This is a genomic window from Actinomadura chokoriensis, assembly GCF_041463665.1.
Lineage (GTDB): Bacteria > Actinomycetota > Actinomycetes > Streptosporangiales > Streptosporangiaceae > Spirillospora > Spirillospora chokoriensis_A.
In genome coordinates this window covers 81,005-106,406 of record NZ_JAXCEJ010000008.1, presented here as the reverse complement: position 1 = coordinate 106,406, position 25,402 = coordinate 81,005, and the positions used below count along the sequence as shown (strand labels likewise).

Here is a 25,402-nt window from a genome sequence, read left to right as displayed (position 1 = left end):
CTCTCAGGCGCGGGACGGCTCGACCGGGCCGTCCGACCTCTGCTCGGCGGCGGTGCGCAGCTTCAGCGGCTGCATCAGCCCGCGCGCCCCGTGCACGAGGTCGGGACGGACGGCGAGGACGCTCGAAACGGTCACGGCGGTGATCAGCGCCTCACCGATCCCGATCAGCACGTGGACACCGATCATCGCGGTGGCGACTTTGCCGATCGACACGTCCGCCGTGCCGCCCAGCGCGTAGACGGCCGTGAACGCGAGGGCAGCGGCGGGCACCGACACGACGGCGGCGACGAACGACGCCCCGGAAACCGATGCCCTGCTCTTGGGCAGCACCCGCAGCAGCAGCCGGAACAGCCCGTAACCCACGACGACCGTGACGAGAGCCATCGTGGTGATGTTGACGCCGAGCGCGGTCAGGCCGCCGTCCGCGAACAGGAGCGCCTGCATGAGCAGGACGACGGACACGCACAGGATGCCCGTGTACGGCCCGACGAGGATGGCCGCGAGCGTCCCGCCGAGCAGGTGCCCGCTCGTCCCGGACGCGACCGGGAAGTTGAGCATCTGCGCGGCGAACACGAACGCGGCGGTCAGCCCGGCGAGCGGCGCGGTGCGGTCGTCCAGTTCCCGCCGGGCTCCCCGCAGCGCGACCGCGACCCCGGCCACCGCGACCGCACCGGCCGCGACGGACACCGGGGCGTCGATGAAACCATCCGGTACGTGCACGTCCTCACCATCCTGCCTGCTTGGTCAGCGAGACCAGTTTGGCGGCACATACCCCGTAATTGCAACATGCTCGCAATAGCAAGTCATATGTGACTCACGGGCGAGCACACCGATCGTCACCCTTCGATCACCCGTAGCCGCCCGTGCTCTCCCGCACCCGAGGCGCGGCCCGGCCGACTCGCGAGCGAGTTCGCCGAGCCCGAGCCGGGCGGCCGCGGGCTCGGGCTCAGTCGAAGATCGGGTCGCGGGTCCTGGTGCGCTTGAGCTCGAAGAAACCGTCGGTGCTCGCGACCGCGACAACGCCGTCCCAGAGCTTGGCGGCCGCTTCGCCGCGCGGGATCGGGGAGACGACGGGGCCGAAGAAGGCACTGCCCTCGACCTCGATGACCGGGGTGCCGACCTCCTGGCCGACGCGGTCGATGCCGTCCTTGTGGGAGACCCGCACGGCCTCGTCGTAGTCGGTGGAGTCGGCCGCGGCCGCGAGCGCCGGGTCCAGCCCGGCCGCGGTCAGCGCCGCCTCGTAGTAGGCGCGGTCGAACTTCTGCCTCTCGTGGTGGCGGCGGGTGCCGAGCTCGGTGTAGAGCCGTCCGAGCACCTCGGGCCCGTACTTCTGCTCGGCGGCGATGCACACGCGCACCGGCCCCCAGGCTTCGGCGAGCATCTTCCGGTAGTCCTCCGGGATGTCCTTGTCCGCGTTGAGGACGGCGAGGCTCATCACGTGCCAGCGCACCTCGATCGGGCGCAGCTTCTCCACTTCCAGGATCCAGCGGGACGTTATCCACGCCCAGGGGCACAGTGGGTCGAACCAAAAGTCCACCGGCGTGGGTGCGTTCTCAGTCAACGTCGCCTCCTAGAGCGTGGAAAACAGGCATGCGTAGTGCGACAACCAGGACACCCCCGTCCCGATTCCCGGAACGCGGGGCCGCCTAAGCCCATGCTTAGGCCGTGGCGGACGTACCGGGACGCCGTCCGGTTGGTAGACATGACTTCACCAAACGAATAGGCCGACCAAGGAGTACATGTGGCAGGCAACCTCACGCGCGACGAGGCGCGGGAACGGGCCCGGCTGCTCACCGTCGAGTCGTACACGGTCGAGCTGGACCTCACCACCGGCGTGGAGCGTTTCGGGTCCACCACGATCGTCAGGTTCGGCAGTGCCCAGGCGGGTGCGGACACGTTCATCGACCTGCACGGCGCCGTCGTGCGGGAGGTGACGCTGAACGGGAGGGCGCTCGACCCCTCGTCCTACGACGCCGAGAAGGGGCGCGTCCCGCTGCCCGGCCTCGCGGCGGAGAACGAGCTCCGCGTCGTGGCCGACTGCGAGTACTCACGGTCGGGTGAGGGCCTGCACCGGTTCGTGGACCCCGTGGACGACAGCATCTACCTCTACACGCAGTTCGAGACCGCCGACGCGCACCGCATGTACACCTGCTTCGACCAGCCCGACCTGAAGGCCGTCTTCGAGCTGACGGTCAAGGCGCCGGAGAACTGGGAGGTCGTCACCAACGAGCCGGCCGAGTCCGCCGGGGGCGGAACCTGGACGTTCCTGCCGACGCCGCAGATCTCCACCTACATCACCGCGCTCATCGCCGGGCCATACCACGTCGTCCGGGACGAGTACCGCCGCGACGACGGCACCGTCGTCCCGCTCGGGGTGTACTGCCGGGCGTCGCTGGCCGACCACCTCGACGCCGCCGCGATCGTGGACGTGACCCGCCAGGGCTTCGCCTACTTCGAGAAGGTCTTCGGCCGCCCGTACCCGTTCACCAAGTACGACCAGCTGTTCGTCCCCGAGTTCAACGCCGGCGCGATGGAGAACGCCGGCGCCGTCACCTTCCTGGAGGACTACGTCTTCCGGTCGCGGGTCACCGACGCCGCCTACGAGCGGCGCGCCGAGACGATCCTGCACGAGATGGCGCACATGTGGTTCGGCGACCTCGTCACCATGCGCTGGTGGGACGACCTGTGGCTGAACGAGTCGTTCGCCACCTACATGAGCGTCCTGTGCCAGGCCGAGGCGACGAAGTGGAAGGGCTCGTGGACGACGTTCGCGAACCTGGAGAAGGCCTGGGCGTACCGGCAGGACCAGCTGCCGTCCACGCACCCGATCGCCGCCGACATCCCCGACATCCGCGCCGTCGAGGTGAACTTCGACGGGATCACCTACGCCAAGGGCGCGTCCGTCCTGAAGCAGCTCGTGGCCTATGTCGGCCTCGACAACTTCCTGGAGGGCGTGCGGCGCTACTTCGACCGGCACGCGTGGGGCAACACCGTCCTGACGGACCTGCTGGGCGCGCTGGAGGAGAGGTCCGGCCGCGACCTCGGGTCGTGGTCGAAGGAGTGGCTGGAGACGGCCGGCGTCAACACGATGCGGCCCGAGTACGAGGTCGACGGCGACGGCGACTTCACGTCGTTCGCCGTCTTGCAGGAGGCCAAGGCCGACTACCCGACGCTGCGTTCGCATCGCCTCGCGATCGGGCTCTACGACCTGACGGCGGAAGGGCTCGTCCGGCGCGAGCGGGTCGAGCTGGACGTCGTCGGCGCGAGGACCGAGGTTCCGCAGCTCGTCGGACAGAAGCGGCCCGACCTCGTCCTCGTCAACGACGACGACCTCACCTACGCCAAGATCCGGCTGGACGAGCACTCGCAGAAGACGCTGATCGAGCACATCGGCGACATCAAGGACAGCCTGCCGCGCGCGCTGTGCTGGTCGGCGGCGTGGGACATGACGCGCGACGCCGAGATGGCCACCCGCGACTACGTCCGGCTGGTCGCGAAGGGCATCCGCGGCGTCACCGACATCTCGGTCACGCAGACGCTGCTGCGGCAGGCGCGCACCGCCGTCCAGCAGTACGCGGACCCGGCCTGGCGCAAGCAGGGCCTCGCCCTGCTCGCCGACACGCTGTCGGAACTGGCGCGCGAGGCCGAGGCGGGCTCGGACCTCCAGCTCGCCTACACGCAGGCGTTCACCGCGTCGGCCGTGTCCGAAGAGCACCAGGCGTTCGTCCAGGGCCTGCTGGACGGCTCGCAGACGCTCGACGGCCTCACCGTCGACACCGACCTGCGCTGGGCGCTGCTGCGCCGCCTCGTCATCACCGGCAAGGCGGGCGAGGCGAAGATCGACGCCGAGCACGAGCGGGACCGCACCGCCGCCGGCGAGCGGCACGCGGCCGCCTGCAAGGCCGCGATCCCGACCGCGGCCGCGAAGGCCGCCGCGTGGGAGCGGATCGTGTCCGGCGAGCTGCCGAACGCCGTCTACCGGTCGACGCTGGGCGGCTTCGTCGAACCCGACCAGGCCGAACTGCTGCTCCCCTACGTCGACCGGTACTTCGCCGAGGTGGGGCGCATCTGGAAGGAGTGGACGAGCGACATGTCGCAGACGTTCGCCGAGGGCGCCTACCCGTTCCTCGTGATCGAGCAGTCCACGATCGACCGCACCGAGGCCTACATCGCCGAGCAGAACCCGCCGGCCGCCCTCGCCCGGCTGCTGTCGGAGGGACGCGACGGCGTCGCCCGCGCGCTGCGCGCCCGCGCGAAGGACGCCGCGTCCTCCTGACGGCGCCCGGCCCGCAGTGTCCATTTGCCCCGCGCTGTCCATTCGCCCCGTGACCGTGCGATCGTTGCATGGTCACGGGGAGGGGGCGGTATGGAGACGGCCGGAGACGTGCTGGCGGCACTCGCGCGGCGGTACGCGTTCGGTGACCTGGAGGCGCTGATCGCCCAGGGCACGCTGATCGAACAGAGCGGTCCGATCACGCAGGGCGGTCCGATCGCACAGGGCGGTCCGATCACGCAGGGCGCGCCGGCCGCGGACGGCCGCTCGACGGCGGTCGCGGCGCTGTGCGCGTTCGGGCAGCGCGTCCTCGACCTGGACGCCGAGGACTTCGGCATGCCCGAGGCCGTCGGCGAGGTCCCCCGCGACCTCCTGGACCGCGCCCGCGCCAGCCGGATGCCGCAGACGCCCCGGGAGCGTCCGCGCGGCGCCCTCGCCAGCCTGCGCCCCGCCTACTCCCTCCTGCTGGAGGTCATCGCGATCCGCTGGTACCGGCGCGACATGGCGGCGCTGGTCGCGGCCGTGCACATCGCGAGCGAGTACCTGCCGATGCTGGCCTGGGAGCCCGTCCTCGGCCACGCCGGCGACCCCGCCCTCATCGCCGCCTCGGTGAGCGGCGAGGGCAGCCGGTTCGGGGTGCCCGTCGAGCCGGGGACGGCCCGGATGTGCGACCACACGCGTCCGGAGCGTTCCGCCTGCGAGCGGACCCTCCGCGTCGCGAGGGAGCCGGGGCCCGGCTGGCGCGCCTACCTCGACCGGCAGCACAGCCAGGTCGCCTCCGCCCTCGGCGACTGCGCCGCCCGCTGCCGGACGCCCTGCACCGTCATGACGCGGCTGGACGACCTGGTCCGCGCCGACCTCGTCGAGCGGTGCAGGCTCGCCGCCGACTTCACCGACGGCGCCCTCGTCAAGCTCCGCCACGCGGCTCCGGTCGGCCACGGTTTCGGTGTCCCGTCGCCGGAAGAGGTGCAGACGGCCTGGACGCGCGCCCGCAGGTCGCTCTCCCACCATCCGCTGGGCAAGAAGGCCCTGGCGGACGCCGACGACTCCTACCCGCTCCGGGGCCTGCCCGCCCTGTTCTCGGCGGTCGCGGCCGCCGACCTGCGTCCCGACACCCTGCTGCACGCCGTGACCGAGCGCATCACGTCATCGCTCGCCTGATCAGGACGGGCGGGAGCGCTGCCGCAGGACGGCGTGGCGGTCGACGATGGCAGGGAGCTCGTCGAGAAGGACGGGCATGCCGTCGGAGTCCGCCAGGGGGACCCGCCAGTTGGGGTACTCGTCGACGGTACCCGGCTGGTTCTGGGTGCGGCGTTCGCCCACGGCGTCGGCCAGGGAGATACCGGTGAGCCGGGCCGGGGTGCGGTCCAGAAAGGCGTGCAGGGCGGCCACGATCTGCTCGTCGTAGGCGGTGGAGCCTTCGGCCAGGGCCTTCATGACCTCGGCCGGCGAGGCGGGCAGCAGGTCTTCCTCGTGCAGGAGAACCAGCCAGTCGTTCAGCTGGCGGCGGTGATCGGCCTCCTCGTCGGCGCGAGGACGGGTCAGCAGGTCCAGCCGGTCGCGGAGTGCGATGTGGTCGCCGTGGACGAAACCGGTGATCGGCGGCATGTCGTGCGTGCCGACCGTGGCCAGGGAGAGTCCGCGCCACTGGGCCGGGGGCTTGGGACGTCCCCCGGCGCCGCGTTCGAACCACAGGAGGGACGTGCCGAGGATTCCGCGGGCGGCCAGGCCGTCCCGGAACTCGGGTTCGACCGTGCCGAGGTCCTCGCCGACCACGACGGCGCCGACGCGTTCGGCCTCCCAGGCGAGGCAGCCGAGGAGCGCGTCACGGTCGTACCGGACGTAGGTTCCGTCGGCTGGTGACCCGCCCTCGGGGACCCACCACAGGCGCGACACCTGCATGGCGTGGTCGAGGCGCAGCCCGCCGCCGTGCCGGAACGCGGTGGCCAGCATCTCCCGGAACGGGACGTAGGCGGCGCCGGCGAGGCGGTGCGGGTGCCAGGGCGGCTGGCCCCAGTCCTGGCCGCGCTGGTTGAACTCGTCCGGCGGCGCCCCGACGCTCATGCCGGGCGCGAACAGGTCCCGGTAGATCCAGGCGTCGGCGCTGCCGTGCGCGACCCCGACCGCCAGGTCGTGGACGATCCCGACCGGCATCCCGGCGTCGCGGGCCGCGCGCTGGGCGGCCGTCAACTGGCCGTCCAGGCGCCACTGCAGCCAGGCGTGGAAGTCGACGCGCCCGGCGAGGCGGGCGGCCTCGTCCGCGACGGCGCGGCTCCCGGCGTCGTGGAGTTCCGCCGGCCAGCGCCGCCAGTCCGGGCCGTGCTCCTCGGTGAGCGCGCACCAGGTCGCGAACGCGGTGAGCGCCTCCCCTTCGCGTGCCCGGAACGCGTCGTAGTCGCGCTGCGCCTCGGTGCCGCGCGGGAGGCGGTGAAGGGGGCGCAGGGCCTGGAGCTTGGCCGTCCAGACCGCGTCCCGGTCGATGGCGCCGCCGGGGATGCGCAGCGGCTCGGCGAGGGCGGCGAGGCGCTCGCGGTCCCCCGGCGGCAGCGCCGCGTACTCGGGGAGGTCCTCGACGCGCAGGTAGATCGGGGCGGCGAAGCGGCGGCTCATCGGCGAGTACGGGGACGGCCCGACCGGCGGGACGGGCTCGGCCGCGTGCAGCGGGTTGATCAGCGTGAAGCCGGCACCCAGCTCGCGGGCGCTCCAGGCGGCGAGACCGGCCAGGTCGCGCAGGTCGCCGATCCCCCAGGACGCGCGGGACCGCACCGAGTACAGCTGGACGGTGAACCCCCACAGCCGCTCCGGCGTGCGCAGCCTGCGCGGCGCGACCAGCAGCGGCGCGCTCTCCGGCCCGGCCCGCAGCCGGTGCCAGCCGAGCGGAAGCTCCGCCGTCGCCGGGACGGTCTCGCCGGTCGCCAGCTCGACGCTCGACCCCGGGAAGGCCGGCGGGTCGTCGCCGTGCCGGACGATGACGACCGGCGGCAGCGTGCGCTCGGGCTCCCGGGCGCGTTCCAGCTCCGCCAGGACGGCGCTCGGGGACGAGGCGTCGACTCCGAGCGCCGTCAGCACCGCGACGAGCGTGTCCGGCGAGACCGCCGCCTCACGGCCGCGCCAGTCGGTGTATCGGGTCGCGACCCCGTGCCGCCCGGCCAGCCTGATCAGTTCGTCGTCGCCCACGCCTGCACCATTCCCGGTGCGGGCGGGGTCACGCCGTCCAGATCTCCGGCTTGCGGCCGGCCCACGGGCGGGCCTCCTCCAGCTGCGCGGACAGCGAGATCAGCGTGCCCTCGCCGCCGAGACGTCCCGCCAGCATGACGCCGATCGGCAGGCCGTCGCCGTTCCAGTGCAGGGGGACGTTCACCGCCGGCTGCCCCGAGATGTTGTACATCGCGCAGAACGGGGTGAACTGGGTCTGGCGCCGGAAGTTCTCCTCCGGCTCCTGCTCGTGGAAGTGGCCGACGGGGACGGGCGGCATCGCGAGCGTCGGGTGCAGGATCGCGTCGAACTCCTCCATCACCGGGAACGCCGCGCGCAGCGCCCCCTGCAGCGCGGCGTGCGCCTGGAAGAGCCGCGGCGCGGTGGTGGCCTCGCCGAGGCCCCGGAGCCAGCGGCTCAGCGGCTGCAGCAGGTGTTCGCTCTCCTCCGGGACCGGCGTCATCGTCGCCATCACGCCCCACAGCGTCGCGAAGTGCGGGACCATGTCCGCGCCGAGCGTCTGCGGCAGCTCCACGACCTCGTGGCCCAACTCCTCCAGCAGCGCCGAGGCTTCGTCGTAGGCGGCGACGCAGTCCGGGTGGACCTCGACCCCGGGCACCGGCGACTCCTTGCTCCGCGCGATGCGCAGCCGGCCCGGCGCCCGGCCGGCGTGGTCGAGGAAGGGGCCGCCCGCCTCGGGCGCCCGGTACAGGTCGCCGGGCATGTGACCGGCGATCACGTCCAGCAGCAGGGCCGCGTCGCGGACGGTGCGGGCGATCGGGCCGTTCGTGGACAGCCCGAACAGGTCGGGGACGATCGGGCCCGCCGAGACCCGGCCGCGGGTCGGTTTGATCCCGAACAGCCCGCACACGCTGCTCGGGATGCGGATCGAGCCGCCGCCGTCACTGCCCTGCGCGACCGGAGCCAGCCCGGACGCGACCGCCGCCGCGGCGCCGCCGCTGGACCCGCCCGCCGACCTGGTGAGATCCCACGGCGTCCGGGCCGGAGGCGCGACGTCACTCTCGGTGTAGCAGGGCAGCCCGAACTCCGGGGCCGTCGTCTTGCCCAGCAGCACAGAACCCGCTTGCGCCAGCTTGGTCACCACATGGTCGTTCGCGAAGCCGGTCAGATCGGAGTACACGGCCGACCCGAAGGTCGTCCGGACGCCCTCCACCATGTTGAGGTCCTTGATCGGGACCGGGACACCGTGCAGCGGCGGCAGGTCGGCGGGGCCGGCCGCCTCCAGCACCGCCTTCTCGGCCCGCCGCGCCTCCTCGCGGGCCCGGTCGCCGGTGACCGTCGCATAGGCGCCGACCTGGTCGTTCAGCCGTTCTATGCGAGCGAGGTAGTGATCGGCGAGCTCGACCGGAGATATCTCCCCGGTGCGGACGGCCGCGGCCATCCGGGTGGCGCTGAGGTCATGGATTTGTGTCACGAATCGGAACGCTAGACCCCGTGTGCGCGGGCATCAAAGGGGGCAAAGAGGAGTAAAACGGAAAGGAGAAGAGTGTCGGCCCACCCCTCCGTCGCGTAAGTTGCTCACTGACCCCAGGGCGACAAAACTATTAACCCCGCATGCCTAGTCGCCGACCGGCCGGATGATTACTCTGCGCTCGGAGGATCATGCCCCCGAGGGGAAAGGGATACGGAGCGTCACTCATGGCGATCACGGAGCGGGGCGATACCCAGGGAGCCAGGGGCCAGCCCCAGGCCCGGTCCGAGGAGACGGGGCCGGAGGAAGCGTCGGAGGAAACGCGTGAGCACCATCACCAGGCTCCGGTGAAGGAGCGTCCCGAGGAAGACCCCGGCGAGCGCACCGCCACGGCGCTGCTCGACGACCCCCAGATCCGCCGCTGGATGTGGCGGGTCGGCGCGGCCGTCGTCGCGGGCATCGCCGCCCTGGTCCTGCTCGGCTGGCGGATCGGCGCCGCCGTCGCGATCCTGGTGGTCGTCGGCGACCTCGTCCGGAGCTCCCGCAAGAGCTCCTCCGTCACCGCCTGGCAGAAGTCCTCGGCCGCCGAGCGGCGCACCGAGAAGCAGCTGAAGTCCCTCAGGCGCAACGGGTACCTCGTGCTCCACGCACGCGCCGTGCCCCGCGACGACGAGGGCGTCAGCGACGGCCGGATCGACCACCTGGTGATCGGTCCGAGCGGCGTCTACGCCATCGACTCCGAGAAGTGGGACAAGCGTCTCCCCGTGCGCACCATGTCCCACCTCAAGCTCTTCCACGGCCCCTTCAACAAGAAGGAGAGGCTGGACGAGGCGCGCTGGGAGGCCCAGATGGCCAGCAGCATCCTCGCCGAGCGGGTCGGATTCGAGGTGCCGGTGCAGCCGTCCGTGGCGATCTACGGCCCGTCCATCCCGTGGAAGGTCATGCGGGTGCGGGACGTCGACGTCTACGCGGGCAACCGGGCCCGCGCCTACCTGCGGCGCCGCCCGAAGATCCTCACCGACGGCGACGTGCAGCGCATCTTCCAGGCGGCCGAGAAGGCCCTGCCGCCGAAGTACCCCGACTGAGGCCGAGGGCGGCCTGCTTCCCGGGCCGCCCGCTCAAAGCGGCCCCGAGGGCTCAACGGCGAGCCCCACCGGGATGCCGTCCTGCCGAGACACCGCCTGCCGGGACCTCCGCGTCCCGGCTTTCTCGTGCCCTCCCGCAGATTGGTACCATCAAGGGTCACGAGCCGGCCCGCGCGACCTCCGCTGAGCCGGCGGCAGCGCCGCGATCCGCCGCTGCGGGAACGTTCTCAGAACACGGCTCGGCACGTCACACGTTGGAGAGGTCTCAATGCCACCGCTCAGGTCACGCACGGTCACGCACGGCAGGAACATGGCGGGCGCCCGCGCTCTCATGCGGGCCAGCGGCGTCGAACGCGAGGACTTCGGCAAGCCGATCGTCGCGGTGGCCAACAGCTTCACCCAGTTCGTGCCCGGCCACGTCCACCTGGACGAGGTCGGCAAGGTCGTCGCGGGCGCGGTCCGGGAGGCCGGCGGCGTGCCCCGCGAGTTCAACACCATCGCCGTGGACGACGGCATCGCGATGGGCCACCACGGCATGCTGTACTCGCTGCCGTCCCGCGAGCTGATCGCCGACGCGATCGAGTACATGGTGAACGCGCACTGCGCCGACGCCCTGGTCTGCGTGTCCAACTGCGACAAGATCACCCCGGGGATGCTGCTGGCCGCGCTGCGGCTCAACATCCCGACCGTGTTCGTGTCCGGCGGCCCGATGGAGGCCGGCAAGCCGGTCGAGGGCGTCATGGGCGGCAACAAGCTCGACCTGATCGACCCGATGATCGCCTCGGCGGACGACTCGATCACCGAGGACAAGCTCCTGGAGATGGAGGAGAGCGCCTGCCCGACCTGCGGGTCCTGCTCCGGCATGTTCACCGCCAACTCGATGAACTGCCTCACCGAGGCGATCGGGCTGGCGCTGCCCGGCAACGGCACCGTCCTCGCCACCCACACCGCCCGCCGCCGCCTCTACGAGGACGCCGGCCGCACGGTCGTCGAGGTCGCCAAGCGGTACTACGAGGGCGACGACGAGTCCGTCCTGCCGCTGAACATCGCCACCCGCGAGGCGTTCGAGAACGCCATGGTCCTGGACGTGGCCATGGGCGGCTCCACCAACACGATCCTGCACCTGCTCGCCGCCGCGACCGAGGCCGGCGTCGGCTTCGGGCTCGACGAGATCGACGCGGTCTCCCGCCGCGTCCCGTGCGTCTGCAAGCTGGCCCCGGCGACCGCCAAGTACCACGTCGAGGACTGCCACCGCGCCGGCGGAATCCCCGCCCTGCTCGGCGAGCTGAACCGGGGCGGGCTGCTGAACAGCTCCGCGCACTCGATCCACTCCGCCTCGCTGGACGAGTTCGTCGCCAAGTGGGACGTCCGCTCCCCCGGCGTCCTGCCCGAGGCGGTCGAGCTGTTCCACGCGGCGCCCGGCGGCGTCCGCAGCTCCTCGGCGTTCTCGCAGAGCGCCCGCTGGGAGTCGCTCGACCTCGACCGGGAGAACGGCTGCATCCGCTCCGTCGAGCACGCCTACACCGCCGACGGCGGCCTCGCCGTCCTGCGCGGCAACATCGCGCCCGACGGCGCGATCGTGAAGACCGCCGGCGTCGACGAGGAGCTCTGGACGTTCACCGGCCCCGCCGTCGTCTTCGAGTCGGAGGAGAGCGCCGTCGAGGGCATCCTCAGCGACAGGGTCAAGCCCGGCGACGTCGTCGTGATCCGCTACGAGGGCCCGAAGGGCGGCCCCGGCATGCAGGAGATGCTCTACCCGACGAGCTTCCTCAAGGGCCGCGGGCTCGGCAAGGCGTGCGCGCTGATCACCGACGGCCGGTTCTCCGGCGGGACGTCCGGCCTGTCCATCGGGCACGCCTCCCCGGAGGCGGCGGGCGGCGGGGTCATCGCCCTCGTCGAGGACGGCGACCGCGTCGTGATCGACATCCCGAACCGCGTCCTGGAACTCGACGTCCCGGACGACGAGCTGGACGTCCGCCGCGAGAAGCTGCTCGCCGACCTCGGCGGCTACCGCCCCCGCGACCGGCACCGCCCGATCAGCGCCGCCCTGCGCGCCTACGCGGCGATGGCCACCTCCGCCTCGACCGGCGCCGCCCGCGACGTCTCCCAACTCGACCGTCTCAACGGCTGATCATTACCTGGCGGGTAATCGCCACCGTTCCCCTTCGCGGGCAGAGTGGTGGGTGTCGGGCCAAGCGCCCGGCCCCATCACCGAAGGAGACCGCGATGACCGCCTACGCCCTCGCCCACCTGCGTCCGCAGCCGCCGCTGCACGACGACGTGTTCACCTACATCGAGCGCGTCCAGACCACCATGGACCCGTTCGGCGGCCGCTTCCTCGTGCACGCCACCGACGCGGTGGTGCTCGAAGGCCCGTTCGAGGGCGGCTACGTCCTGATCGAGTTCCCCGACATGGACAAGGCCCGCGCCTGGTACGACTCGGAGGCATACCAGGCGATCCTCGCCATGCGGACCGACAACATGGAGGGCACCGCCGTCCTCCTGCAGGGCGTCCCGCAGGGCTACGACGCCGCCGCGACCGGCCGCGCCATGCGCGCGGCCCAGAACGCCTAGGAGCAGCAGCCTCCGCCGCAACAGCCGCCTCCGCCGGCGGGCTTGGGCGGGGGCGCGGTGGCCCGGGACGTGCCGGTGACGGCGATCGTGGACAGCAGCTTGACCGTGTCGTCGTGGCCGTCCGGGCACGGCGCCGGGTCGGACGCGTTGATCATCGGGCGGGAGACCTCGAAGGTCGATCCGCACGCGCGGCAGCGATAGTCATAACGAGGCACGTCCCCAGGATAAGGCCCAGGGCTATGCCGCGGGTTCGGTGACGTAGGCGGCCCACTGCGGATCGCCGTCGTGGACAAGGCCGATGAGGCGCCAGTGGGCGCCGCGGGGGACGGCGGGCGTGATGCTGAGCGTCCAGCCGAGCTCGGAGAGGAGACGGTCGGCCTTGCGGTGGTTGCAGGTCATGCAGGAGGCGACGCAGTTCTCCCACACGTGCTTCCCGCCGCGGCTGCGCGGATGGACGTGGTCGATGGTCTCGGCGCGGCGCCCGCAGTAGACGCAGCGGAAGTGGTCGCGGCGCATCAGCGCGGCGCGGGTCAGCGGGACCCGGGTGCGGAACGGGATGCGGACGTAGCGGCGCAGCCGGATGACGGACGGCACCTCGACCGTCATCGTGGCCGAGTGCAGCACCGCGCCCGAGGTGTCATGGTGGACGATCTCCGCCTTCTCCCGGAGCACGAGGCAGACCGCCCGCCGCAGCGGCAGCGTGGTGAGTGGTTCGTACGTCGCGTTCAGGAGGAGGACCTGCCGCATCAGACGGCCTCCGCCGGGCAGTGCCGTTCATTCGCCTCGGCGGGCGCGGCGAGCCGCGCCCCGGACCGAGGCCCGATTATCGTCTCCGGTTCCTGCGCACTCGCCATGAGGACCTCCCCAGGGGCGAACCGACCTTCATCAGTGTGGCGTCTGATGGAGCCCCTCCGCTACCCCAATAATCCCCCTTCGGAGTCCGGATCGAACGCCGGGCCGCGTTCAAGGCGATTCGGAGTGTGCCGGACGGGCAGCCCGTAAAGGCCAATACAGTGCATTCATGACGCCGTATCCGCCCGCGCAGCGCCAGGACATCGTCGAGGACATCCACGGTCACCGGGTCGCCGACCCGTACCGGTGGCTGGAGGACGCCGACAGCGACGAGACGCGGGAATGGCTCGCCGCGCAGGACCGGCTCTTCCACGATGTCGTGGACGTGCTGCCGGGCCGGGACGGGCTGCGCGAACGGCTCGGCGAGCTGCTCGGCGCGGGCAGCGTCGGCTCCCCCGTGTGGCGGGGCGAGCGCCGCTTCTTCACCCGCCGCGCCGCCGAGCAGGAGCACCCCGTCCTCTACACGGTCGGCCCGGACGGCGCCGAACGCGTCCTCATCGACCCCATGGCCCTCGACCCGGACGGGACGACGACGCTCGACGGCTGGCAGCCCGACAAGGAGGGCCGCCTCCTCGCGTACAAGATCTCGACCGGCGGGGACGAGGAGTCCCTGCTGTACGTCGTGGACGTCGCGACCGGCGAGCGGGTCGAGGGGCCGATCGACCGGGCGCGCTACTCCGCGGTCGCCTGGCTGCCGGGCGGCGAGGCGTACTACTACGCGCGGCGGCTGCACGCACGGGACGTCCCGGAGGGCGAGGAGCAGTACCACCGGCGCGTCTACCTGCACCGGGTCGGCACCGAACCCGACACCGAGGACGTGCTGATCTTCGGCGAGGGGATGGACAAGACCAACTACTACGGCGTGGGGGTCAGCCGGGACGGGCGCTGGCTGACGGTCTCCTCGTCGCAGGGCACGGCGCCGCGCAACGACCTGTGGATCGCGGACCTGTCCGCGTCGCCCCTGGAGGCGCCGGCCCTCCGCGCGGTCCAGGAGGGCGTCGACGCCGGCACCGGCCTGCACGTCGGACGCGACGGCCGCGCCTACATCTTCACCGACCGGGACGCCCCCCGCTCCCGCCTCTGCGTCGCCGACCCGTCCGACCCGTCCTACGACCGGTGGCGGGACCTCGTCCCGGAGGACCCGGAGGCCGTCCTCACCGACTTCGCCCTCCTCGACGGCCTGGACCGGCCCGTCCTCCTCGCCGGGTGGACGCGGCACGCGATCAGCGAGATCACCGTCCACGACCTGGAGACCGGCGAGCGGATCGGGGCCGTCCCCACACCGGGCCTCGGCTCGATCGGCGGGATCATCGAGCGGCCCGAGGGCGGGCACGAGGCGTGGTTCGGCTACACCGACAGCGTCACGCCGTCCTCGGTGATGCGCTACGACGCGCGCACCGGCGAGACGACACTGTGGGCCTCCGCGCCGGGCACGGTCGCGGTCCCCGAGATCGAGACGCGGCAGGTCGCCTACACCTCGCGCGACGGGACCGAGGTGCGGATGCTGGTCGCGTCCCGTCCCGGCCTCTCCGGCCCGCGGCCGACGATCCTTTACGGGTACGGCGGCTTCAACATCTCGCTGACGCCGTCCTACTCGGCGAGCATCCTGGCCTGGGTGGAGGCGGGCGGCGTCTACGCGGTCGCGAACCTGCGCGGCGGGTCCGAGGAGGGCGAGGAGTGGCACCGCGCGGGCATGCGCGAGCGCAAGCAGAACGTGTTCGACGACTTCCACGCCGCCGCCGAGAAGCTGATCGCCGACGGCCTGACCACGCCCGGCCAGCTGGCGATCTCGGGGGGCTCCAACGGCGGCCTGCTCGTGGGCGCGGCCCTCACCCAGCGCCCCGACCTGTACCGCGCGGTGGTCTGCTCGGCCCCCCTGCTCGACATGGTGCGCTACGAGAGGTTCGGCCTGGGGCAGACCTGGAACGACGAGTACGGAACGGCGGAAGACCCCGAGGAGTTCGGCTGGCTGATCGGCTACTCCCCCTACCACTGCGTCCGCGCGGGCACCGCCTACCCGGCCGTCCTGTTCACGACGTTCGGCAGCGACACCCGGGTGGACCCGCTGCACGCCCGCAAGCTGTGCGCCGCCCTCCAGCACGCGACGGCGTCGGACGCCCCCGTCCTCCTGCGCAACGAGGCGGAGGTCGGCCACGCCGCCCGGTCGGTGAGCCGCTCCGTCGACCTCATGACCGACACCCTCTCGTTCATGGCCGCGCAGACCGGGCTGGCCTTTCCCGCCGACGAATTGACTCATGGTCTAATAGCGGGGTGAGCGAGGCGACGGTGCAGACCACCACGGAACGGGTCCTCGACCTGCTCCGCGAACCACCCGAGGCGCCGGACACGTCGGCCGGCTACCTCGACCTGCTCGGACCGCCCGGCAAGCCGTCCCTCGCCCAGTCCGCCATGGAGTCGACCTTCCTGCCGCGGATCTACGAGAAGATCTGGCGGCCCATCGGCTTCAACGTCGCCAAGGGCTGGCCCTTCGGCCCCGACACCGCCGCCGAGCACGCGCTGGCCCGCGACTGGCTCGGTCTCACCGCCCGCCCGCCCGCGACGGTGCTCGACGTGGCATGCGGCCCCGGCAACATCACCCGCGCGCTCGCCGAAGGCGTCGCCCCGGACGGCCTGGTCGTCGGCCTCGACGCGTCCGAGACCATGCTGGCCCAAGCGGTCGACGACGCCAGGGACAACACGACCTACGTCCGCGGCGACGCCGTCGACCTGCCGTTCGACGACGGCGTGTTCGACGCCGTCTGCTGCTTCGGCGCCCTCTACCTGTTCGAGGACCCCTGGACGGCCCTGGACGGCATGACCCGCGTCCTCAAACCCGGCGGACGCCTGATCATCCTCACGTCCCGCCGCCCGCACCCGCTCCCCAGCGCCCGGCTCGCCGGCGAGCTGATCCGCCGCACCACCGGCTTCACCGTCTTCGGCGACCGCGAAGTGACCCGGGCCCTCACCGCCCGAGGCTTCACCGGCATCCGCCGGCACCGCTACCCCCTGATGCAGCTCGTCGGCGGCAGGCGTCCCTGAGAGCCCGCGGCGCGGTGACCCGCAAGCGCCACCCCTTGTCAGCGGAGCGGTTTCTCCAGGTAGATGTTGATCATGCCGCCGATCGTCTCGCGGCGGATCTCCTGCCAGCCGAACTTGCGGTAGAGGGCAAGGGCGGGGACCTGTAGTTCGGTCGTGTCGGCACGGAGGACGCGGTAGCCGTACTCGGCGGCGCGTTCCTCCAGGGCCCGGACGACGGCGGAACCGTAGCCGCGGCGCTGGAGGGCGGGCAGGACGCGCAGGCGGACCATCTCGACCGCGTCCAGCACCGGGGCGCCCGGGGCGTAGCCGCCGAACGCGCGGGCGTGTCCGCCGGGGATGAGGTCGGCGCGGCGCAGGCCGCCCATCGCGACGATGCGGCCGCCGAGTTCGCCGACGAGGAACTCACCGTCGTTGCGGAGATAGACGTCCTCCATCCGGAAGAAGTCGTGGTCGTAGTAGACGCCGTCGCCGGGGCGCAGGCCGACCTGGGCGAGGCCCTCGCGGTGCAGGGCCAGGACGGTGCCGTGGTCGGCGGCGTGGTAGCGGCGGATCCGCAGATCGCCGAAGCTCCATACGGGGGGCTCGTCATGCAGCCGGACGAGGTGGCTTTGCGAGGAGGCGCTGCCCATGCCGGGTCAGACCTGCTCGGCCGGGGTGACGGAGACGGGGCTCTTGATCGAGGGGCCGGCGAGCGCCTCGTAGAAGCCCTTCAGGGCGGGGATCTCGCCGTGCTTGGACGACACGGCCGCGCCGATCTGGCGGGCGCGGTGCACGAGGATGTCGGACCGGTGGTCGGACGGCAGGTCGAGGATGGCCTCCTGGCCCGCCGTCAGCGCGGCCTCCGGATGGCCCGCGTGGAGTCTGCACATCGCGCGGTCGAGCCGCACCAGGGTGAGGTCGACGCGGTCGGTGGGCGAGTAGAGGGTGAGGGCGTGGCTGAGCACCTCGTCGCCGTGCTTGTGGTCGCCGAGGTTGGTGAACGTGTCGCCCTCGTAGAAGGCCATCTGCCGGTCGGTGAACCCGAACACCAGATCGCCGGTGTCGGTCTTGGAAAGCTGGTCGAAGACCGACCGCCCGCGGACGAGGGCGCGGCGGGCGCTCGGGGCGGCGTCACCGCGTCCGCGCATCGCGAGCATGCCGAGCGCGCGGGCCTCCACGGCGGGGGCCATGGCGGCGGCGACGCCGGGTGTCCGGCCGGCGAGGTCCTGGGCCTTGCGGGCCAGGTGCAACGCCTCGCGCGGGTCGCCGTAGTACATCGGCACGAGGGACTCGCGGACGGTCACCCAGGCGCGCAGCTGCCGGTCGCCGGTCTCGTCGGCCGCGGTGCGCGCGGTGCGGAAGAACGAGCGGGCCAGCCGGTGGTCGCCCAGATTGATCATGATCAGCCCGGACAGGCCGGACAGCTGCGCCGCGATCCGGCACAGCCGTTCCTGCAGTTCGACCGGCTGCCGCTTGTCGCACATGCGCCGCACCTCGCTGAAGTCCAGCAGGACGTCGCAGAGCATCCGGAGCGAGGGGGTCGCCTGGTACTGCCGGCCGTAGCCGTAGGTCGTCTCCTCCCACTGGTCGAGCATCGTCGGCGAGACGGTCGCGCCGACGAGCGTGTCGTCCATCTTGCGGCGCAGGTTGTCGACGGCCCCAAGGAACTGCCCGTCCAGCGCCACGCCCGCTCCGGCCAGCAGCTGCAGAAGGGTTCTGCGAAGCACGATGTCCTCCTCTCCCACATCAATGGTCAGGGGGCCGTCGGCGCGGTCGAGGCCCCGTAAGTCGTTGGCCGTCGTCCAGGGACGTTCCTCGGCCCTGGGGACGATCGCCCCGACGATCGCGCCGGGGACCGGTGCCGGGCGCCGCTCCGCCGGGGCGCGGGGCTGGGGGACGCTCGGAGCGCCCGTACGGGCCGCGTGGCCGCGGCCGCAGATGCAGGGACTCCGGTAGTCGAGCGCGTCGGGCTCCACCCGGTACACGGCGCAGAGGTAGTGCAGGTACTCGGGACCGGGTCTCTTGTACCCGCTCTCGTAGGCCGACAGCAGCGTCTCCCCGAGCCGGGGCTGCGGCTTGCCGTCCACCTCGTAGAGCGCCCTGACCTGCGCCACGATGTCGGACAGCGCGACGCCGTGGGCGAGGCGGTGCGCCTTGATCCGGCTGGTGCCGAACAACGGCCCGCACTGCTCGTGGATCTCCTGCGCGATCTGGACCGGGCCGTGACCTCGGGCCAGAGCGTGCGCGCGGATCCGGCGCGCCACGTCCGTCTCTTTCCGAGGGGGGTCCGACATCCGGCCTCCTCACCGTCGTGCCGGGACGCCGTTCTCCGGGGGGAGGGCGATCGTCCCTGCCACGGCGACCGGTCACTTGATGGCCACGACAGATAATCTCTCGCGCACGCAGCGTAACCCCCGGCACGTGGGCCGCCAAGCGGTTTCGGAGAAGACGCGCTGTCCCGGAGGCCTCCGGACCCCTGCGGGTAGAGATTCTTCCTCCGGGGGAGGAGACCCTTCCTCTGAGATGGGGTAATCCGGTACTTCGCCGGACGGCCGCCCACTTGACCCGCCACTGTGAGAGTTGCAATTCTCGCCGCGAGTGACCGGACGGATCCAGAGAGTGGATCATCCGCCCGGTCCGCCAACGCCCGGTGCTCGCCCAGGAGGGGGTGTCAAGGTGGTCAGCGACAGCCGCGTCGGCTACCTCGAAGAGCTGGAGAACGAACTCGACACGCAGGGGCTCGTCGCCCGCGTCGTCCGGACCCGCTCGGGGCCGGCCTTCCTGCGCGTCGTGAACCCCGAGGCCGCGAGCCTCGCCGAGGACGTCACCTGCGCGCCCGCCCCCGAGACGAAGGACCACTACTTCTGGTGGTCGTGGGGCGAGCGCATGCACCGGGTGGACGACGTGGGCGGCGCCGCGATGAAGCTGGCGCACGTCCTGCAGCCCCTCCGTCGCGGCGTGAGCGGCCGCCCCTGAGACGAACCTCACCCTGGGAGCGGCTCGCTCCGGCCGGCTCCCCCGGAGCAGCGCAGCCCCCCGCCCCGTCAGACCGAGCGTGTCCCGCGGGCCGTGGCCGGAACGGCGCGGCAGCCGCGGACCCGCGGGACACGCTCGCCGGAACAGTCCCTCCCCGGCCTGCTCGCCGTACCTCGACGGCGTCGTGCGAACCGGTCGGATCCGTCCCCTACGATCGGGGCGTACCCGCCGCGGGTCCACGGTGAGGTGCCGAGGCACCACAATGGCCGGGGAGGGTCTGCACCATGTCGTTCATCGCACCGTCGCTCGCAGCGCACGTCACGGCGTCGCCCGCCGTGCCGCTCGTGGCCGGGCGGCTGCTGCCCTGGGCCGACAAGGGATCCCCGGAGTCGGCCTGCGGCGACCCGAAGCCCACCACGGCGTGCCGCCTGGTCTGGAACGTCTCGCACAACACCGGCTTCACCAAGTTCTTCGCGACCTGGCTCGACCGGCCGCTCACCACCCTCCTCCTGATCGTCGTCACCTTCGTGGTCGCGCTGATCGTGAAGAACATCGCGCACCGGATGATCACCAAGGTCACGCTGCGGATGGCCGAGGGGACGATGTCGGAGCGGGCCCGCGAACGGTCCCGGACGATCTTCGACGGCAGCCCCGCGCTGCTGAACCAGCGGCGGGCCCAGCGCGCCCAGACGCTCGGCTCGGTGCTGCGCTCCATCGCGTCCGTCCTGATCATGGGGACGGCGGCGTTCAGCATCCTCGGCTCGCTCGGCCTCAACCTCGCGCCCATCCTGGCCAGCGCGAGCGTCATCGGCGTCGCGGTCGGCTTCGGCGCGCAGAACATCGTCAAGGACCTGCTCGCCGGGCTGTTCATGCTGCTGGAGGACCAGTACGGCGTCGGCGACTTCATCGACGTGGGAACCGCGAAGGGGACGGTCGAGGCCGTCACGCTGCGGGTCACCCGGATGCGGGACGTGAACGGCATCGTCTGGTACGTCCCGAACGGCGAGATCAAGAAGGTCGGGAACGAGTCGCAGAACTGGGGCCGGGCCGTCCTCGACATCCCGGTCGACATCCAGGAGGACACCGAGAAGGTCAAGGAGATCCTCCAGACCACCGCCGACGAGATGGCCGCGGACGAGTCGTGGAAGAACCTCATCCTGGAGGAGCCGTCGGTGTGGGGCGTGCAGGCGCTCGCCGGCGACGCCGTCGTGATCAGGGTGGTGCTGAAGACCGCGCCGGGCAAGCAGGGTGACATCGCCCGCGAGCTGCGCGAACGGGTCAAGCGGGCATTCGACCGGGCGGGCGTGACGGTGGCCACCCCGGCGCCGTAGCCGATCAAGGTGAGGATTGGGACGCGTCTCACATATGGTGGGGAGCGCTATGGCTGAACAGGTGACTTTCTACGAGGCGGTCGGCGGTGAGGAGACCTTCCATCGGCTGGTGCACCGCTTCTACGAGGGCGTCGCGGACGACCCCGGCCTCCGCGCCCTCTACCCGGAGCAGGATCTCGGCCCGGCCGAGGAGCGGCTGCGGCTGTTCCTGATCCAGTACTGGGGCGGCCCGAACACCTACAGTCAGCGGCGCGGCCATCCGCGGCTGCGGATGCGGCACGTGCCCTTCGTCATCGACGAGGCCCAGCGGGACGCCTGGCTGCGGCACATGCGGGTGGCCGTGGAGGAGCTGGAGCTGCCCGAGCCGCTGGAGAAGCAGCTCTGGGACTACTTCACGATGGCGGCGCGCAGCCTGGTCAACGCCCCCACGTGACCGATCGCCGCGATCGGGTAGATCGTCGTGTATGACGCGAATCCCGTGGTGGTGCAACGCCGTCGTGTACGAGGTCTACGTCCGCAGCTTCGCCGACTCCGACGGGGACGGTGAGGGCGACCTCCAGGGGATCCGCTCCCGGCTCGGCCATCTGCGCGACCTCGGCGTCGACGCGCTGTGGCTGACGCCGTTCTACACGTCCCCGCTGGCCGACGGCGGCTACGACGTGGCCGACTACCGCGACGTCGACCCCCGGTTCGGCACGCTGGACGACTTCGACGCCCTCATCGCGGACGTCCACGCGCACGGGCTGCGGCTGATCGTCGACATCGTCCCGAACCACTCGTCCGACCGGCATCGCTGGTTCCGGGAGGCACTGGCCGCACCACCCGGGTCACCCGAGCGTTCGCGCTATATCTTCCGTCCCGGGAAGCCCGGGGTACGTCCCGGCGAGGAGAGCCCGCCGAACGACTGGCCGTCCGCGTTCGGCGGCCCGGCGTGGACGCGGGTGGACGACCACCGCTCGCCGGGCGAGTGGTACCTGCACCTGTACGCGCGCGAGCAGCCGGACTTCAACTGGCGCAACCCGGAGGTCCGGGACGAGTTCGAGGAGATCCTGCGGTTCTGGCTCGACCGCGGTGTGGACGGGTTCCGCATCGACGTGGCCGCCGGCCTGTTCAAGGACGAGTCGTTCGGCGACCTCGGGGGGCGGGAGCGGCGCGTCCTCAACGGCCCGATCTACAGCCGTCCGGAGGTCCACGAGGTGTACCGCAGGTGGCGGCAGATCCTGGAGGAGTACGGCGACGACCGCATGGCCATAGGCGAGGTCTGGACGGACGGCCCCGAAGACCTGGCGCTCTATCTGCGTCCAGACGAACTGCATCAGGTGTTCCAGTTCGACCTGCAGCTGGCATCGTGGTCGGCGGCGGCGTTCCGCGATGTGGTGGTCGCCGCGTTGAAGGCCGTCGCGCCTACCGGTTCCGCGCCCACGTGGGTGCTGTCCAGTCACGACTCCATCCGTCATTTGACCCGGTACGAGCACCCGGTGGGCGTCCCTGGGATCGAGCGTGCCAGAGCCAGGGCGGCACTGCTGCTCCTCTTGGGGCTCCCAGGGTCGGCGTACTTGTATCAGGGTGAGGAACTCGGCCTGCCCGAGGTCAGGGACCTTCCGGACGCCGCCCGGCAAGACCCGATCTTCGAGCGCACCGGCGGGGAGCTCGCCGGGCGGGACGGCTGCCGCGTCCCGTTGCCCTGGTCGGGCGACGCCGAACCGTACGGGTTCTCCCCGAACGGCGTCCGGCCGTGGCTGCCGATGCCGCGGCAGTGGGCGTCCATGACGGCAGAGGCGCAGGCGTCCGACCCGTCCTCGATGCTGTCGTGGTACCGCGACGCGCTGGCGCTGCGCCGCCGCCTGGTGGACGACCTGCCGGAGGACCTGGAGTTGCTCGACTCCCCCGACACCGCCCTCTTCTTCCGGCGCGGCCCGCTCACCTGCGCGCTCAACTGCGGCGAGAACCCGGTGCGCCTGCCGCCCGGCAGCCCGCTCCTGGCCAGCGCCCCGCTCTACGGCGACCTGCTCCCCGGCAACACCGCCGTCTGGCTCCAGAACTCCTGAACGGGCCGCGCGGTGCGCCGGACGCGTCAGGGTCGACGCACGTCCGGCGCACTGCGGGCCTGCGCTACAGGAGCGCTACAGCGGCGGGCGCTGGAGCTGCAGCGGGTCGTCGGCGCGCGGAGCCGCCTTGAATGCCTGGACGCCGGCCTCCACGCCTGCCCAGCGCCTGACGTCCGCGATCGCCTTGGCCTGCTCGTCGGCGGGCAGCCTGGCGATGAGGCGGCCGCTGTGGTTCATGCCGGGCGCGACGTAGACGGCCGAGTCTCGGCTGCCCCGTCCGAGCGTGAACGGCTCGGCGCCCCACGGGTCGTTGGCGCCGTACAGGAACAGCATGCTGTCGGAGTTGTGCCGCACCCAGCGGTCGATGTCGCGCATGGCGAGCCCGTTGTCGAACCGCATCGGGATGTCACGCGGGACGTAGGTGCGCGGCTGGTAGCTGCTCTCGTAGCGCAGCAGCGGCCGCAGGTGCTTGAACTTCGGCGACGGCCAGCCGAGCTGCGTGCCCGCCTGGTAGTAGTACGGGATGTAGGGCGCGAGGCCCTGGTCGCTGTAGAAGGACAGCCCGGAGATGTTGTCGAGCGTCTGGTAGATCTCGTCGTCGGAGGCGTCCACCGCCGGCAGGGACGCGCAGTCGGACTGCAGGCTGTACTGCCAGAACGCCCACTCGTAGTCCATCACCGAGTTCTCGAACGCGCGGTCCTGCGTCCGGAGGATGTCGAACGTGAGGCCCTGCTCGTCCGCCGCGGCCTTGAAGCGCGCGAGCATGGCGGGCCGGCGCTCGAGGAACTCGCGCGCGAGCGCCTTGACGTGGGCGCGGCATTCGGGGTCGTCGCCGACGGTCTTGAAGAACTGGTCGTAGGCGCGGTCGTCGTTGTTCTCGACGTCGTTGGGCGCGACGTACACGACGCTGCCGTCCACGTCGTCCGGGTAGAAGCGCTTGTGGTAGACGGCCGTCATGCCGCCCTTGCTGGCGCCCGTCGAGATCCACTTGCCCTTGTAGATGGTCTTGAGGGCGCCGATGAGCCGGTGCTCGTCGGTGGCGGCCTGCCAGATCGTGTCCTTCTTCCAGTCCGTCGGCTCGGGACGGGACGGGGTGAAGTAGCGGTACTCGACCGAGATCTGGTTGCCGCCGACCAGCGCCGTCGGCTCGGACGTGAACATCACTTCCGGCGTGTTGTAGCCGCTGGTGTAGAGCACCATCGGCTTGTCCGCCGACTTGTGCTGCAGCATGATGCGCTGCTCGAACCACTGCCCGTCGGGCTTGCGGTGGTCGACGGGCTGCCGGTACTCCAGCAAGAACCAGCGGTAGCCGGAGATCGTCGAGGTCTTCTCCGTCACCCGCATGCCGGGGATCGCCGTGAGCTGGGCGAGAATGTCCCCCGCCTCGGCCGCACCCGCCTGAGCCGCACCCGCCCGGCTCGTGATCGCCGCCTGCGCCGCCGTGGCGCCCGCCCCGGTCATCCCCGCGGCGAGCAGCAGTGCCATTGCTCCTCGTGAGACGCGCCGCATTGTGCCCCTTTCACGTGGGTTCTCCACATTCGCGTCGCGACCCTAGAGGGAGAAGCGGGCCCAAAACGGATTGCTGTGGCGCTTGTTACCTATCCGTGACGGCCCGGTTGTCACCGGCCCGGACGGGAAGGAGCGCGGCGCGCACCGGCGGGTTCAGGCGCGGTTCAGGCGGTCGGAGGCGGCTCGGGAGCGGTTCAGCGGCGGGGTCAGCGCCACGCCGTCGTCCCATGGGCCAGGCACTCGAAAAGGCGCTCGTCGTGCCAGCGGCCGTCCAGGTGGATGTGACGGCGGGACGTCCCGACCGCCGTGAAACCGTTCTTCCGCAGGACGCGCTGGGACGCATGGTTGTCGACCCGCGTGAACGCCTCGACACGGTGCAGCCGAAGCGCGCCGAACGCCACGTCCAGCGCCTGCCTCAGCGCCTCTGTGGCGACACCGCCATCTGGAGAACGCGGAGCCGCACACCGGGCTGGAGCCGCTCCAGTGCGGGCGGCGGCCCGGCGAGCGCCGTCATGCAGTGGGCGCCACGTAGCGCCCGATGAACTCGCGCTCCTCCGGTGTGAAACGCCGCAGCCGGTTCGCCTCCACGTCGAACGCGACGAGCGTCGAGGTCGCCTCCGCGTACACGTTCTCGTCGTCGCGCACCTCGTAGGCGAGCTTGAACGAGGCGGCGCGGGCCTCGGTCACCCACGTCTCGACCCGGATCGGATAGACGGTCGGCAGCAGCGGCAGGCGGTAGTCGACTTCGTGCCGCGAGATCACCATGCCGCGGACGGGCTCCTCGCCCTTGCGCACCGGGTCGCCGTGGAACATCTCCAGGCGCGCGTCCTCCAGGTAGCCGAGGAACTTGACGTTGTTCACATGGCCCTGGGAGTCGATGTCGCCGAACCGGATGTTGAACTCGTACACGTGACGGTATTCGGCCGGAGGCGTCCGCTGCATGTCCTCGCCTGGGGGTTCGGGAACCGGGGTCGGCCCCGATGTTACCCGCAGCAGGTTCAGTCCCGGTCGAGGCAGGGTCGCATCCAGTCGAGGCAGGGTCGTTTCGGGTCGAGGCAGGGTCGTTTCGGGTCGGACGTCCAGCCGGGGATCGGGTACCGCATGGCCAC

The 25,402-nt window shown here is 71.7% G+C and carries 21 protein-coding genes and 1 pseudogene; 11 read left to right on the top strand and 11 right to left on the bottom strand.

Annotated features, from left to right (window positions below; all coding sequences use genetic code 11):
* Window positions 1–3 precede the first annotated feature (3 nt).
* Both SM418_RS15515 and SM418_RS15510 read right to left on the bottom strand, forming a co-directional pair.
* Window positions 4–720 (bottom strand): energy-coupling factor ABC transporter permease, encoded by a 717-nt coding sequence (locus SM418_RS15515; protein WP_371941410.1) that lies wholly within the window; start codon window positions 718–720, stop codon window positions 4–6.
* Window positions 721–946: 226 nt separating this feature from the next.
* Window positions 947–1,561: a mycothiol-dependent nitroreductase Rv2466c family protein gene (locus SM418_RS15510; protein WP_371941411.1), complete on the bottom strand. Its 615-nt coding sequence runs from the start codon at window positions 1,559–1,561 to the stop codon at window positions 947–949.
* Between the two features lie 180 nt (window positions 1,562–1,741).
* On the opposite strand from SM418_RS15510, the gene pepN reads away from it, so the two are divergent.
* Together pepN and SM418_RS15500 are read left to right on the top strand one after the other, a co-directional pair.
* Window positions 1,742–4,276, top strand: a complete 2,535-nt coding sequence (gene pepN / locus SM418_RS15505) for an aminopeptidase N (protein WP_371941412.1) — start codon at window positions 1,742–1,744, stop codon at window positions 4,274–4,276.
* A 90-nt stretch (window positions 4,277–4,366) separates the two neighbouring features.
* A complete protein-coding gene (locus tag SM418_RS15500) occupies window positions 4,367–5,434 on the top strand; it encodes a hypothetical protein (RefSeq protein WP_371941413.1) in 1,068 nt (355 codons plus the stop codon).
* Here the strand turns inward: SM418_RS15500 and malQ are convergent, their stop codons facing one another.
* Window positions 5,435–7,450 carry a 4-alpha-glucanotransferase gene (malQ, locus tag SM418_RS15495; RefSeq protein WP_371941415.1) on the bottom strand — a complete coding sequence of 672 codons (2,016 nt, stop codon included), beginning with the start codon at window positions 7,448–7,450 and terminating at the stop codon, window positions 5,435–5,437.
* A 28-nt stretch (window positions 7,451–7,478) separates the two neighbouring features.
* A complete protein-coding gene (locus SM418_RS15490; RefSeq protein WP_371941417.1) occupies window positions 7,479–8,903 on the bottom strand; it encodes an amidase in 1,425 nt (474 codons plus the stop codon).
* Window positions 8,904–9,127: 224 nt separating this feature from the next.
* Between SM418_RS15490 and SM418_RS15485 the strand changes: the two genes are divergently transcribed.
* The 3 genes from SM418_RS15485 to SM418_RS15475 all read left to right on the top strand — a co-directional run bounded on the left by SM418_RS15485 (window position 9,128) and on the right by SM418_RS15475 (window position 12,559).
* Window positions 9,128–9,985 carry a nuclease-related domain-containing protein gene (locus SM418_RS15485; protein WP_371941419.1) on the top strand — a complete coding sequence of 286 codons (858 nt, stop codon included), beginning with the start codon at window positions 9,128–9,130 and terminating at the stop codon, window positions 9,983–9,985.
* Window positions 9,986–10,253: 268 nt separating this feature from the next.
* Window positions 10,254–12,116: a dihydroxy-acid dehydratase gene (gene ilvD, locus SM418_RS15480; RefSeq protein ID WP_371941424.1), complete on the top strand. Its 1,863-nt coding sequence runs from the start codon at window positions 10,254–10,256 to the stop codon at window positions 12,114–12,116.
* A gap of 95 nt (window positions 12,117–12,211) precedes the next feature.
* A complete protein-coding gene (locus SM418_RS15475) occupies window positions 12,212–12,559 on the top strand; it encodes a DUF1330 domain-containing protein (protein WP_371941425.1) in 348 nt (115 codons plus the stop codon).
* Here the strand turns inward: SM418_RS15475 and SM418_RS15470 are convergent.
* Both SM418_RS15470 and SM418_RS15465 read right to left on the bottom strand, forming a co-directional pair.
* Window positions 12,556–12,774, bottom strand: coding sequence for an FmdB family zinc ribbon protein (locus SM418_RS15470; protein WP_371941426.1), 219 nt, complete (start codon window positions 12,772–12,774; stop codon window positions 12,556–12,558). The two genes, SM418_RS15475 and SM418_RS15470, sit on opposite strands and share 4 nt — an antisense overlap.
* A 22-nt stretch (window positions 12,775–12,796) precedes the next feature.
* Entirely contained in the window at window positions 12,797–13,306 is a 510-nt protein-coding gene (locus SM418_RS15465) for an HNH endonuclease (RefSeq protein WP_371941428.1), read from the bottom strand.
* Window positions 13,307–13,580: 274 nt separating this feature from the next.
* Between SM418_RS15465 and SM418_RS15460 the strand changes: the two genes are divergently transcribed.
* The gene (locus tag SM418_RS15460; protein WP_371941429.1) at window positions 13,581–15,686 is read left to right on the top strand and encodes a prolyl oligopeptidase family serine peptidase; all 2,106 of its coding nucleotides are present in this window, start codon (window positions 13,581–13,583) and stop codon (window positions 15,684–15,686) included.
* Window positions 15,683–16,450 carry a class I SAM-dependent methyltransferase gene (locus SM418_RS15455; protein ID WP_371941430.1) on the top strand — a complete coding sequence of 256 codons (768 nt, stop codon included), beginning with the start codon at window positions 15,683–15,685 and terminating at the stop codon, window positions 16,448–16,450. Before SM418_RS15460 ends, SM418_RS15455 begins: the two co-directional genes overlap by 4 nt.
* 38 nt (window positions 16,451–16,488) lie before the next feature.
* On the opposite strand, the gene SM418_RS15450 is transcribed toward SM418_RS15455, so the two are convergent.
* Window positions 16,489–17,079 (bottom strand): GNAT family N-acetyltransferase, encoded by a 591-nt coding sequence (locus SM418_RS15450; protein ID WP_371941432.1) that lies wholly within the window; start codon window positions 17,077–17,079, stop codon window positions 16,489–16,491.
* Between the two features lie 6 nt (window positions 17,080–17,085).
* Window positions 17,086–18,723: an NsdA family TPR-like regulatory protein gene (locus SM418_RS15445; RefSeq protein WP_371941434.1), complete on the bottom strand. Its 1,638-nt coding sequence runs from the start codon at window positions 18,721–18,723 to the stop codon at window positions 17,086–17,088.
* A gap of 382 nt (window positions 18,724–19,105) precedes the next feature.
* On the opposite strand from SM418_RS15445, the gene SM418_RS15440 reads away from it, so the two are divergent.
* The 4 genes and pseudogenes from SM418_RS15440 to SM418_RS15425 all read left to right on the top strand — a co-directional run bounded on the left by SM418_RS15440 (window position 19,106) and on the right by SM418_RS15425 (window position 22,784).
* Window positions 19,106–19,405 (top strand): hypothetical protein, encoded by a 300-nt coding sequence (locus tag SM418_RS15440; protein WP_371941436.1) that lies wholly within the window; start codon window positions 19,106–19,108, stop codon window positions 19,403–19,405.
* Window positions 19,406–19,689: 284 nt separating this feature from the next.
* Window positions 19,690–20,736 carry a mechanosensitive ion channel family protein gene (locus SM418_RS15435; protein WP_371941438.1) on the top strand — a complete coding sequence of 349 codons (1,047 nt, stop codon included), beginning with the start codon at window positions 19,690–19,692 and terminating at the stop codon, window positions 20,734–20,736.
* Between the two features lie 61 nt (window positions 20,737–20,797).
* Window positions 20,798–21,163: pseudogene (locus tag SM418_RS15430) on the top strand (globin); the annotation flags it as partial.
* A 37-nt stretch (window positions 21,164–21,200) separates the two neighbouring features.
* A complete protein-coding gene (locus SM418_RS15425) occupies window positions 21,201–22,784 on the top strand; it encodes a glycoside hydrolase family 13 protein (protein WP_371941440.1) in 1,584 nt (527 codons plus the stop codon).
* A 75-nt stretch (window positions 22,785–22,859) separates the two neighbouring features.
* On the opposite strand, the gene SM418_RS15420 is transcribed toward SM418_RS15425, so the two are convergent.
* The 3 genes from SM418_RS15420 to SM418_RS15410 all read right to left on the bottom strand — a co-directional run bounded on the left by SM418_RS15420 (window position 22,860) and on the right by SM418_RS15410 (window position 25,235).
* Window positions 22,860–24,269, bottom strand: a complete 1,410-nt coding sequence (locus tag SM418_RS15420; RefSeq protein ID WP_371941442.1) for a S28 family serine protease — start codon at window positions 24,267–24,269, stop codon at window positions 22,860–22,862.
* A gap of 230 nt (window positions 24,270–24,499) precedes the next feature.
* Window positions 24,500–24,811: a GNAT family N-acetyltransferase gene (locus tag SM418_RS15415; protein ID WP_371941565.1), complete on the bottom strand. Its 312-nt coding sequence runs from the start codon at window positions 24,809–24,811 to the stop codon at window positions 24,500–24,502.
* Complete coding sequence (locus SM418_RS15410) at window positions 24,804–25,235, bottom strand: acyl-CoA thioesterase (RefSeq protein WP_371941444.1); 432 nt, start codon at window positions 25,233–25,235, stop codon at window positions 24,804–24,806. Before SM418_RS15410 ends, SM418_RS15415 begins: the two co-directional genes overlap by 8 nt.
* Window positions 25,236–25,402 lie beyond the last annotated feature (167 nt).

Bases quoted from the DNA above. Each gene is read 5' to 3' on its own strand.
- SM418_RS15500 (WP_371941413.1), top strand. From the start codon at position 4,367: ATGGAGACGGCCGGAGACGTGCTGGCGGCACTCGCGCGGCGGTACGCG.
- SM418_RS15485 (WP_371941419.1), top strand. From the start codon at position 9,128: ATGGCGATCACGGAGCGGGGCGATACCCAGGGAGCCAGGGGCCAGCCC.
- ilvD (WP_371941424.1), top strand. From the start codon at position 10,254: ATGCCACCGCTCAGGTCACGCACGGTCACGCACGGCAGGAACATGGCG.
- SM418_RS15475 (WP_371941425.1), top strand. From the start codon at position 12,212: ATGACCGCCTACGCCCTCGCCCACCTGCGTCCGCAGCCGCCGCTGCAC.
- SM418_RS15465 (WP_371941428.1), bottom strand. From the start codon at position 13,306: ATGCGGCAGGTCCTCCTCCTGAACGCGACGTACGAACCACTCACCACG.
- SM418_RS15460 (WP_371941429.1), top strand. From the start codon at position 13,581: ATGACGCCGTATCCGCCCGCGCAGCGCCAGGACATCGTCGAGGACATC.
- SM418_RS15450 (WP_371941432.1), bottom strand. From the start codon at position 17,079: ATGGGCAGCGCCTCCTCGCAAAGCCACCTCGTCCGGCTGCATGACGAG.
- SM418_RS15445 (WP_371941434.1), bottom strand. From the start codon at position 18,723: ATGTCGGACCCCCCTCGGAAAGAGACGGACGTGGCGCGCCGGATCCGC.
- SM418_RS15435 (WP_371941438.1), top strand. From the start codon at position 19,690: ATGTCGTTCATCGCACCGTCGCTCGCAGCGCACGTCACGGCGTCGCCC.
- SM418_RS15425 (WP_371941440.1), top strand. From the start codon at position 21,201: ATGACGCGAATCCCGTGGTGGTGCAACGCCGTCGTGTACGAGGTCTAC.
- SM418_RS15420 (WP_371941442.1), bottom strand. From the start codon at position 24,269: ATGGCACTGCTGCTCGCCGCGGGGATGACCGGGGCGGGCGCCACGGCG.
- SM418_RS15410 (WP_371941444.1), bottom strand. From the start codon at position 25,235: ATGCAGCGGACGCCTCCGGCCGAATACCGTCACGTGTACGAGTTCAAC.